At 63.0% G+C, this 9259-nt stretch carries 7 protein-coding genes and 3 tRNA genes; 2 read left to right on the forward strand and 8 right to left on the reverse strand.

What is annotated here, in order from left to right:
- The first annotated feature begins 58 nt into the window (after positions 1-58).
- Both ACVOLV_RS06625 and ACVOLV_RS06630 read left to right on the forward strand, forming a co-directional pair.
- A tRNA-Arg gene (locus ACVOLV_RS06625) sits at positions 59-135 on the forward strand.
- Between the two features lie 53 nt (positions 136-188).
- Positions 189-265: transfer RNA gene (locus ACVOLV_RS06630), tRNA-Arg, on the forward strand.
- Positions 266-965: 700 nt separating this feature from the next.
- On the opposite strand, the gene ACVOLV_RS06635 is transcribed toward ACVOLV_RS06630, so the two are convergent.
- From ACVOLV_RS06635 to ACVOLV_RS06670, 8 genes are all read right to left on the reverse strand, one after another.
- Positions 966-1058: transfer RNA gene (locus ACVOLV_RS06635), tRNA-Ser, on the reverse strand.
- Between the two features lie 76 nt (positions 1059-1134).
- Entirely contained in the window at positions 1135-1338 is a 204-nt protein-coding gene (gene csrA / locus ACVOLV_RS06640; protein ID WP_057628248.1) for a carbon storage regulator CsrA, read from the reverse strand.
- A 139-nt stretch (positions 1339-1477) separates the two neighbouring features.
- Positions 1478-4129, reverse strand: coding sequence for an alanine--tRNA ligase (gene alaS, locus ACVOLV_RS06645; RefSeq protein ID WP_481553699.1), 2652 nt, complete (start codon positions 4127-4129; stop codon positions 1478-1480).
- A 109-nt stretch (positions 4130-4238) separates the two neighbouring features.
- The gene (recX, locus tag ACVOLV_RS06650) at positions 4239-4721 is read right to left on the reverse strand and encodes a recombination regulator RecX (protein ID WP_481553703.1); all 483 of its coding nucleotides are present in this window, start codon (positions 4719-4721) and stop codon (positions 4239-4241) included.
- Between the two features lie 240 nt (positions 4722-4961).
- On the reverse strand, positions 4962-5999 hold the full coding sequence (recA, locus tag ACVOLV_RS06655) for a recombinase RecA (protein WP_282271203.1): 1038 nt from the start codon (positions 5997-5999) through the stop codon (positions 4962-4964).
- Between the two features lie 232 nt (positions 6000-6231).
- The gene (gene lexA, locus ACVOLV_RS06660) at positions 6232-6879 is read right to left on the reverse strand and encodes a transcriptional repressor LexA (RefSeq protein WP_481553700.1); all 648 of its coding nucleotides are present in this window, start codon (positions 6877-6879) and stop codon (positions 6232-6234) included.
- Positions 6880-6930: 51 nt separating this feature from the next.
- Entirely contained in the window at positions 6931-8610 is a 1680-nt protein-coding gene (gene ubiB, locus ACVOLV_RS06665; RefSeq protein WP_481553701.1) for a 2-polyprenylphenol 6-hydroxylase, read from the reverse strand.
- A gap of 35 nt (positions 8611-8645) precedes the next feature.
- Entirely contained in the window at positions 8646-9140 is a 495-nt protein-coding gene (locus tag ACVOLV_RS06670; protein ID WP_303749675.1) for a CinA family protein, read from the reverse strand.
- Positions 9141-9259 lie beyond the last annotated feature (119 nt).

Here is a 9259-nt window from a genome sequence, read left to right on the forward strand (position 1 = left end):
TCACAAAAGCGTTGACGCAAACATCTCAAATCCGCATAATCTCGCTCCTGGCAACGACGCGCTCGTAGCTCAGTTGGATAGAGTACCTGGCTACGAACCAGGTGGTCGGGAGTTCGAATCTCTCCGAGCGCACCATGTCAGAACGCAGAGTTAATCTGCACCGCTTCAAACTACAACAGCAATGTTGAGCGCTCGTAGCTCAGTTGGATAGAGTACCTGGCTACGAACCAGGTGGTCGGGAGTTCGAATCTCTCCGAGCGCACCAATACTAAAAACAGCAGGCATTGCCTGCTGTTTTTTTATGCGTGTTTTTTGCAGCATTCCAGACAACCGGAGTGCAGTGCCGAGCCATGCTCGGCAGAGGCCTTCTCGACAACGCCCGTGCCGACCATGGCTCGGCAACCTCCCGGCGCCCTCACAGCACCGAGCAGCCTGCTTTCAGCCTGGACCAGCGAAGCAGGAACGACGCACGCCGCAACACACTCACAGCCCGGCCGAACACCAGCTTCGCGGCTTACACCACTCCCACAGCGCCTCACGCAAGCCCTGTAGTGCCGAGCCATGCTCGGCAGAGGCCTTACCGGGAAAGCTCCAGTCGAGCATGGCTCTACCCTACAGCAGCACCCCATCGTGCAGCACCACCGCGCCCCACAGGCTCTTCAGCGCGCATCAGCGGTGCAGGAGCGCAGGCACTGTAGTGCCGAGCCATGCTCGGCAGAGGCCTTACCAGGAAAGCCCCGGCCGAGCCGCGCCCGACAGAAGCCACGCCGGGAAAGCCCCAGCCGAGCATGGCTCGGCTCTACAGTGAAAACCTCTGCACAGCGCGACTGCGCTCAACAGTCGCACACGACCATCCCGCGCAACACAACGTCCGCCCGCGACCATATCGAAAGAGAAACTCAAAGAGACCGCAAATGAAAAACTACAGACACAAAAAAGCCCCGATAAAGGGGCCTTTTTGAAACTGGCGGAGTGAGAGGGATTCGAACCCTCGATAGAGCTTTTAACCCTATACTCCCTTAGCAGGGGAGCCCCTTCAGCCACTCGGGCATCACTCCGTTTCTCTTGCCCCGCTGCGTGTATTCCTAAGCGGGGCGCGAAGAATAACGTTAAACGGGGTGAAAGGTAAACCCCTTATTCGGAAGTTTCTTCACTTCCGGGAGTCGCGGGCTCATCGCCACGCTGGATACGCTGGAAAATCTCCTCACGATGGACAGCAACATCCTTCGGCGCGGTGATACCGATACGTACCTGGTTGCCCTTGACGCCGAGCACGGTCACGCTGACCGAGTCGCCGATCATCAAGGTTTCGCCTACTCGGCGAGTCAGGATCAACATTGTGTAAATCTCCATGGAACCGGTGGGTTTCCCACCGGCATTGGCGCGCTTCGAGCTATGCGCCCCACGACAAAGGGGAAAAGACTCCCAATGTTACCGTCAGGGCGCGAACAGCTTCAAGGTGCGCGACTTGTCACATTCAGGCCAGATGCGGCTTGACCCATGCCAGCACGCCCTCAAGGGCCTGCACCAGCCTGGGACCGTCCTCACCGCCGCCCTGGGCCATGTCCGGACGCCCGCCACCCTTGCCGCCGATCTGGGCCGCAACGTGCGCCAACAGCTCGCCCGCCTTGACCTTGCCCAGCGCAGCGCCGCTGACGCCGGCAACCAGCGCTGCCTTGCCGTCCTGTACGCCTGCCAGCACGATGATGGCGTCGCCCAGCTGCTGCTTCAGGCGATCCATTGCATCGCGCAGGGCCTTGGCATCGAAGCCTTCCAGGCGCACCGCCAGAACCTTCACACCGGCCACATCAACGGCCGAGCTGCCGAGATCCGCAGTAGCGCCTGAGGCGACCTTGGCCTTGAGGGCCTCCAGCTCGCGCTCCAGCTTCTTCTGGCGCTCACCCAGCTGGCGGATCTTGTCGACCACGTCGCCAGCACTGCCGCCGAGCAGCTGCGCAGCTTCGTGCAGGCGCGCCTCCTCGTCAGCCACATAGTCCAGCGCACCCTGCCCGGTCACCGCCTCGATACGACGCACGCCCGAGGACACACCGCCTTCGGAGGTGATCTTGAACAGGCCGATGTCGCCGGTACGCGAAACGTGGGTACCACCGCATAGCTCGGTGGAGTACTCGCCCATCTTCAGCACGCGCACGTTCTCGCCGTACTTCTCACCGAAAAGCGCCATGGCACCGAAATCCAGCGCTTCCTGCATGCCCATGTTGTGCACTTCGGCAGCGTTGTTGGCACGCACCTGCTCGTTGACCTTGCGCTCGATGACCGCCAGTTCCTCAGCAGTGATCGGCTGGAAGTGCGAGAAGTCGAAGCGCAGACGATCCGGCGCCACCAGCGAGCCCTTCTGCTGCACGTGGGTACCCAGCACTTCGCGCAGGGCGGCGTGCAACAGGTGAGTGGCGGAGTGATTGAGGATGGTGGCGCTGCGGCGCGCGGCGTCGACCGCACCGGCCAGCACGTCGCCAACCTTCAGCGCGCCCTGCTCCAGCTTGCCGACATGGCCGTGGAACTGGCCAGCAAACTTCTGCGTGTCACTGACCGCCAGCTTGACGCCGTTGGCCGACAGCACGCCGGTATCACCAACCTGGCCACCGGACTCGGCGTAGAACGGGGTCTGCGCGGTGAACACGATGACATCATCGCCAGCCTGCACGGCATCGACCGGACGGCCATCCTTGATCAGCGCGACAACCTTCAAGCCATCAGCCTGCAGGCGGTCGTAGCCGAGGAATACGGTTGGGCTGAGGCCGGCAACGAGCTCAGCGGAAAGCGTCACGCCGCCACCGAACTTGCCAGCCGCACGCGCGGTTTCGCGCTGGTGCTCCATCGAGGCGTCAAAGCCGGCCATGTCCACCGTCATGCCACGCTCGCGGGCGATGTCGGCAGTCAGGTCGACCGGGAAGCCGTAGGTGTCGTACAGACGGAACGCATCCACGCCGGGAATGATGCCATCACTGACCTTGGCAGCGACGTCATCGAAAATCTTCATGCCCGAATCGAGGGTTTCAGCGAAACGCTCTTCTTCGGCATGCAGTGCGCGCACGACGGTGTCGGCCTGCGCCGGCAGTTCCGGGTAGGCCTCGCCCATCTGTTCGATCAGCGTCGGCACCAGCTTGTTGAAGAACGGCTGGCGCACGCCCAGCATCCAGCCATGGCGCAGGGCGCGGCGGATGATGCGGCGCAGGACGTAACCGCGGCCTTCGTTGGACGGCAGCACGCCATCGACGATCAGGAACGAGCAGGCACGGATGTGATCAGCGATCACCCGCAACGACTTGTTCTCCAGGTCGGCCATGCCGGTCAGCTCGGACGCCTTGCGGATCAACGCCTGGAACAGGTCGATCTCGTAGTTGGTATGCACGTGCTGCAGGATTGCCGCCAGGCGCTCCAGGCCCATGCCGGTATCCACGCACGGTGCTGGCAGCGGCTGCAGCGAGCCGTCTGGCTGACGGTCGAACTGCATGAACACCAGGTTCCAGATTTCGATGAAGCGGTCGCCATCTTCATCCGGCGAGCCCGGCGGGCCACCGGCGATGTGGTCGCCGTGGTCATAGAAGATCTCGGTGCAGGGACCGCAGGGACCGGTATCGGCCATCTGCCAGAAGTTGTCAGATGCGAACGGCGCACCCTTGTTGTCGCCGATGCGTACGATGCGCGACTCCGGGATGCCGATCATGTCGCGCCACAGCGCGTAGGCCTCGTCATCGGTCTGGTAAACGGTGACCAGCAGGCGATCGGCGGGCAGCTTCCAGACCTGGGTCAGCAGCTCCCATGCCCAGGCAATGGCGTCCTTCTTGAAGTAATCGCCGAACGACCAGTTGCCCAGCATTTCGAAGAAGGTGTGGTGGCGGGCGGTGTAGCCGACCTGGTCCAGATCGTTGTGCTTGCCACCGGCACGCAGGCAGCGCTGTACGTCGGCCGCGCGCACGTAGCTGCGCTTCTCCGCGCCCAGGAACACGTCCTTGAACTGGACCATGCCCGAGTTGGTGAACAGCAGGGTTGGGTCGTTGCCCGGCACCAAGGGTGCCGACGGCACGATGGTGTGGCCTTTGCCCTGGAAGAATTCGAGGAAGTCAGCGCGGATCTGGGAGGTCGTAAATTTGGCAGGTGTATTCATGGGGACTGGCGGTAAGCTGGCAAGCGGGTCCCGGCAACCTGTACAGGCGCGGGAATTCGGGACAACCGAAACCCTGAAAGGGTATCAGGCCCAGCCCGCCCAGTCCTGTTCAGTCCTCTGGATCGTAGCGGCTGGCCTGGCGGATGCAGTTGCCGTCAAAGCCACGCCGGGCCAATAGATCCGCGGCTTTGCGCCGCTGCGCCAGATCTTCGGGGCCACTGGCACCAAAACGGCGGCACACCAGCTCGCGCGCATTTTCAGTCCAATCGCCTTCAAACGAGGCCATGGCGGCCTCGATCTGCTCGCTGTCCAGCCCGTGCGTGCCCAGCTCCGCGCGGATATGCAGCGGCCCATAACCGCTAGCTGCGCGGTTGCGGACCAGCGACTGGGCAAAACGGGTGTCATCCTGCCAGCCCTCTTCAGCCAACTTGGCTACCGCCGCATCGACCGCATCGGGATCCACGCCGCGTGATTTGAGCTTGCGACCGAGCTCCTTGCGCGAATGCTCGCGCCTGACCAGCAGGCCCAGTGCGCGCTGTAGCGGTGTCTGCTGGCGACCGCGCTTGGTTTTGCCCTCTGGCTGATCATCCATCTCGGTCATCACGCCACCACGTTCGTTTCAGCCAGGTTCGTTTCAGCCAGGCCAGTTTCAGCCAAGCTAGTCTCGATCAGGCTCAACCCCGCCCGCCTTGACTCCGGCGAGCCCGGCTCCAAAAGGCCAGCCCCGGCAATACCCAACCCCGCCCCATCCCTGGCACAGGGTCTTCATGGACAAAATGCCGCAGGAGCGGGCGACGTCACTGACGATGCGCCACCCGCTCCCGCGGGAAAATCACTCCTCGCCGTCTTCGTCGTCGCCTTCTTCGCGCGCCGCTTCGGTGGGCTGGAATTTCTCGCGCAACTCGGCCTCAAGGCGAGCTGCAACCTGCGGGTTGTCACGCAGATAGCCGCGGGCGTTGTCCTTGCCCTGGCCGATGCGCTCCTCACCGTAGCTGTACCAAGCACCGGCCTTGTCAACCAGCTTGGCATCCACACCCATGTCGATCAGCTCGCCTTCGCGGGAGATGCCTTCGCCATAGAGGATTTCGGTGATGACCTGCTTGAACGGAGGCGCCAACTTGTTCTTGACCACCTTGATCTTGGTCTGGTTGCCGATGATCTCGTCGCCCTTCTTGATCGCACCGATACGGCGGATGTCCAGGCGCACCGAGGCGTAGAACTTCAGCGCGTTGCCACCGGTAGTGGTCTCCGGGCTCTGGCCCGGCATCATCACGCCGATCTTCATACGCAACTGGTTGATGAAGATCACCAGCGTATTGGAGCGCTTGATGTTGCCGGTCAGCTTGCGCAGCGCCTGGCTCATCAGACGGGCCTGCAGGCCAGGCAGCTGATCGCCCATTTCGCCTTCGATTTCAGCACGCGGGGTCAGCGCGGCGACCGAGTCGACCACCACGATATCCACCGAACCCGAACGCACCAGCATGTCGGCGATTTCCAGCGCCTGCTCGCCGGTGTCCGGCTGCGACAGCAGCAGGTCGTCGACATTGACGCCCAGCTTGGCGGCGTAGATCGGGTCCAGTGCATGCTCGGCGTCAATGAAGGCAGCGGTGCCGCCCAGCTTCTGGCATTCGGCAATGGCCTGCAGGGTCAGGGTGGTCTTGCCCGAGGATTCCGGACCGTAGATCTCGACCACACGGCCCTTGGGCAGACCGCCAATGCCCAGCGCGATATCCAGCATCAACGAGCCCGTGGGGATGATCTCGACGGGCTCGACAACGCGGTCGCCCATACGCATCACCGAGCCTTTGCCGAACTGCTTCTCGATCTGACTCAGTGCAGCAGTAAGCGCGCGCTTCTTGTTCTCGTCCATCGCGTTCGTCCTCGGGGTTGATTTCGTTGATTTCGTCATGGGGTCCACTGTAGAGGTGTCGTATCGCATAGGCTGAGACTGCAGCCGAGACGACAAAATTATTTGGCCGACAAGGATACCGACAGCAGCCCAAACACCCGCCCTACGTAAGGAAAACAGTCAGTTATGGCTGCGAAATGCGCAGATCCGGGCTCTGCAGGATTCAAATCCGCGAGCCTGGGACCTGTACGTTTCAGCGGTTTGGCCTCAGCAGGCCGCAATACAGCCCCTCGATGGAGAAATCCTGGTCGGGCAGGACTTCGATCGGCGCGTAGTCGGGGTTGCGCGGTAGCAGGCGGATCCGGTCCTTGGCGATCTTCAGCAGCTTGACCGTGATCTCGTCGTCGATACGCGCTACCACGATCTGCCCGGAGGTCGCATCGCGGGTGCGGTGCACACCGATCAGGTCGCCATTGAAAATGCCTTCGTCGATCATCGAATCGCCCTGCACTTTCAGCAGGTAATCCGGTGCCGGCGAGAAGAACACCTTGTCCAGCACCACGTAGTCGTCCGAACCAATGTCCGCGCCAATTGGTAGACCGGCAGCGACCCGGCCGAGGATCGGCAGGCGCAGCACATCGTCATTGGCGGCCTGCGCAGGCGCTTGCGAATCGACGTCGCCCTCGCCTTCCTGGCGTACCAGGCGGATGCCACGCGCACGGCCGGGGACGCGCTCGATGGCGCCAGCCGCCTCCAATGCATCCAGGTGATATTGGGCCGAACGCACACCCTTGAAACCAAAGGCACGGGCGATCTCGGTCTGTGATGGCGGCATGCCCTCGGCCTCGATGCGCTCAGCGATCAAGTCGAGGATGGCCTGCTGGGTGTCGGTGAGGTTCATGGTTAGTAGTATTACTACTAACAAAAAGATCTGCAAGCCCCTCGGCGAAGATCAGTGATGGCGCCCGCTGCGCCAGATCGAAAACAATATCCACACCCCGCAGATGCCAGCGCCCACGAAGCCGCACAGCCCCAGCGCCAGGAACCAGCGACTGGAAAGCCCGCCTACGCTGTGCATCACGATCGACGAGCCAATGATCAAGGCAGCGGTGATCACGCCAACCACCAGTCGGTTGGCGGCGCGATTCACCTGATCACCGAAGCCCTGCAAGGCCGTGGTTTCCACCCGCAATTTCAGCTGCCCGCGGCGCGCGGCCTGCACCAGCCGGCGCAGATCACGCGGCAGTTCGCCGGCGAGATCCAACATTCCCAGCAGGCTGCGGCGGCCGCGTTTGAGCAGCGCCCTGGGCGCATAACGCTGCAGCACCACCTGCTCCAGGAACGGACGCGCGGCACTGGCCATATCGAAGTCGGGGTCCAGCTGCCGGCCCATGCCTTCCAGAGTGAGGAAGGCCTTGATCATCAATGCCAGGTCGGCAGGCAAGGTCAGGCTGTAGCTGCGCAGCAATTGAGTGATGTCGCCGAGCATCAGACCAATGCGCAGGTCTTTCAGCGGCACACCACGGTATTGATCGACGAACTGGCTGATGTCCTGTTGCAGACGACCTTCGTCGACCTCCACGCCGCCGGCCCAGTCCAGCAACACGTCGGCGACTGCCTGCGGTTCCTGCTCGACCAGCCCGTGCAGCAACTGCGCGACCTGGAAGCGGCGCGCTTCGGACAGCGCACCGACCATGCCGAAGTCGATCACGCCGATGCGCCCGTCGCGCATGTAGAAGATGTTCCCTGGATGCGGGTCGGCATGGAAATAGCCGTCTTCCAGCACCATTTTCAGCACGATCTGCGCGCCGCGACGGGCCAGCGCTGCGCGGTCCAGGCCAGCGTCGTCCACTGCATCCAACTTGCGCCCAGGAATGCCATCAACGAAGTCCTGCACGTTGAGGCTTTCGCAGGTCCACTGCCAATGCACGGCGGGGATCAGGATGTCGTCGCGGCCGTCGAAGTTGCGCGCGATGCGTTCGGAATTGCGGCATTCGGCAGCGAAATCCATCTCGCTGCGCAGCGATGTGGTGAACTGCTGTACCACTTCCGCTGGCCGATAGCGACGCAGATCCGGCAAGCGTGCCTCAACGATTTCAGCCAGCCGCGCCAGCAGGCGCAGATCGGCTTCAACCACATCACGGATGCCCGGCCGACGTATTTTCAACACCACTTCGCGGCCATCGTGCAAGCGCGCGCGATGTGCCTGCGCCAACGAGGCAGCGGCCATCGGGGTTTCATCGAGGAAGGCGAACACCTGCGCTGGCGGTGCGCCGAGATCAGCCTCCAGCTGCTCGCGGATGGCGGCATAAGGCAATGCAGGCACCGCGTTCTGCAGCTCGGACAGCTCGGCGATCCATTCCGGCGGCAACAGGTCCACGCGCGTGGCCAGCACCTGGCCAAGCTTGACGAACGTCGGCCCCAGTTCCTGCATCGCACTGCGCACACGCACCGGTGCGGTCATCCGCAGCATCTGCTGGCTATCGTTCCAGCGCACCAGCCGGCCCGCCCGCTCCAGCACCGAGGCCAGCCCGGTCCTGCGCACCACGTCGCCGAAACCATAGCGGATCAGAACCGCTGCTATTTCCTGCAAGCGGCCCAGATCACGGACCGTGCCCAGTGTCTCCCACATCACGACTTATCCCGGTTGCTGGCCGCGCCAGCATGTCATAGATGCTCGCCGATGCCGCGCAATGCGGCGTCCACGGTTTGCCTGCGTACCGCATCGCGGTCGCCATCGAACTGGAACAACTGCGCGCGCGCATAGCCGCCGCGCCGCTTCCAGCCTATCCAGACGCTGCCAACCGGCTTGTCCGGGCTTCCGCCGCCAGGGCCGGCAATGCCGGTCACCGCCACTGCGATGCCAGCGCCGGAGTTGATCAATGCACCGGCAACCATTTCCAGCACAGTCTCGCGGCTGACCGCACCGAACTGCTCCAGGGTCTGCGCGCGGACGCCAAGCAGGCGCTGCTTGGCTTCGTAGCTGTAGACCACCATGCCGCAGTCAAAGAACGCAGAGGAGCCGGCGATATCGGTCATGCTCTTGGCGATCCAGCCGCCACTGCAGCTTTCCGCGGTTACCAGCTGTAGCGAGGCCTGCTGCAAGCGCTCGCCGAGCGCGGCAGCCAGGGCGTTGAGATCGGCATCGGTTGGATTGGACATTGCGGTAAAGGGGGCTGGGCGGAGAACCCTTACGTTTTACCGCAGATGACGCCTGCGTGTCAGGGCACAGGCCCGAGATGGTAGCTGCAGGGTTGGGGAGCTGTGGGAGCGGCGTAAGC

The sequence above is a fragment of the Stenotrophomonas sp. STEN023 genome (assembly GCF_056760135.1).

What these genes read in the sequence shown, in the direction of transcription:
- ubiB (WP_481553701.1), bottom strand. Translation starts at nt 8,610, where the DNA reads ATGTGGGAGACACTGGGCACGGTCCGTGATCTGGGCCGCTTGCAGGAA.
- alaS (WP_481553699.1), bottom strand. Translation starts at nt 4,129, where the DNA reads ATGAATACACCTGCCAAATTTACGACCTCCCAGATCCGCGCTGACTTC.
- lexA (WP_481553700.1), bottom strand. Translation starts at nt 6,879, where the DNA reads ATGAACCTCACCGACACCCAGCAGGCCATCCTCGACTTGATCGCTGAG.
- recX (WP_481553703.1), bottom strand. Translation starts at nt 4,721, where the DNA reads ATGGATGATCAGCCAGAGGGCAAAACCAAGCGCGGTCGCCAGCAGACA.
- ACVOLV_RS06670 (WP_303749675.1), bottom strand. Translation starts at nt 9,140, where the DNA reads ATGTCCAATCCAACCGATGCCGATCTCAACGCCCTGGCTGCCGCGCTC.
- recA (WP_282271203.1), bottom strand. Translation starts at nt 5,999, where the DNA reads ATGGACGAGAACAAGAAGCGCGCGCTTACTGCTGCACTGAGTCAGATC.
- csrA (WP_057628248.1), bottom strand. Translation starts at nt 1,338, where the DNA reads ATGTTGATCCTGACTCGCCGAGTAGGCGAAACCTTGATGATCGGCGAC.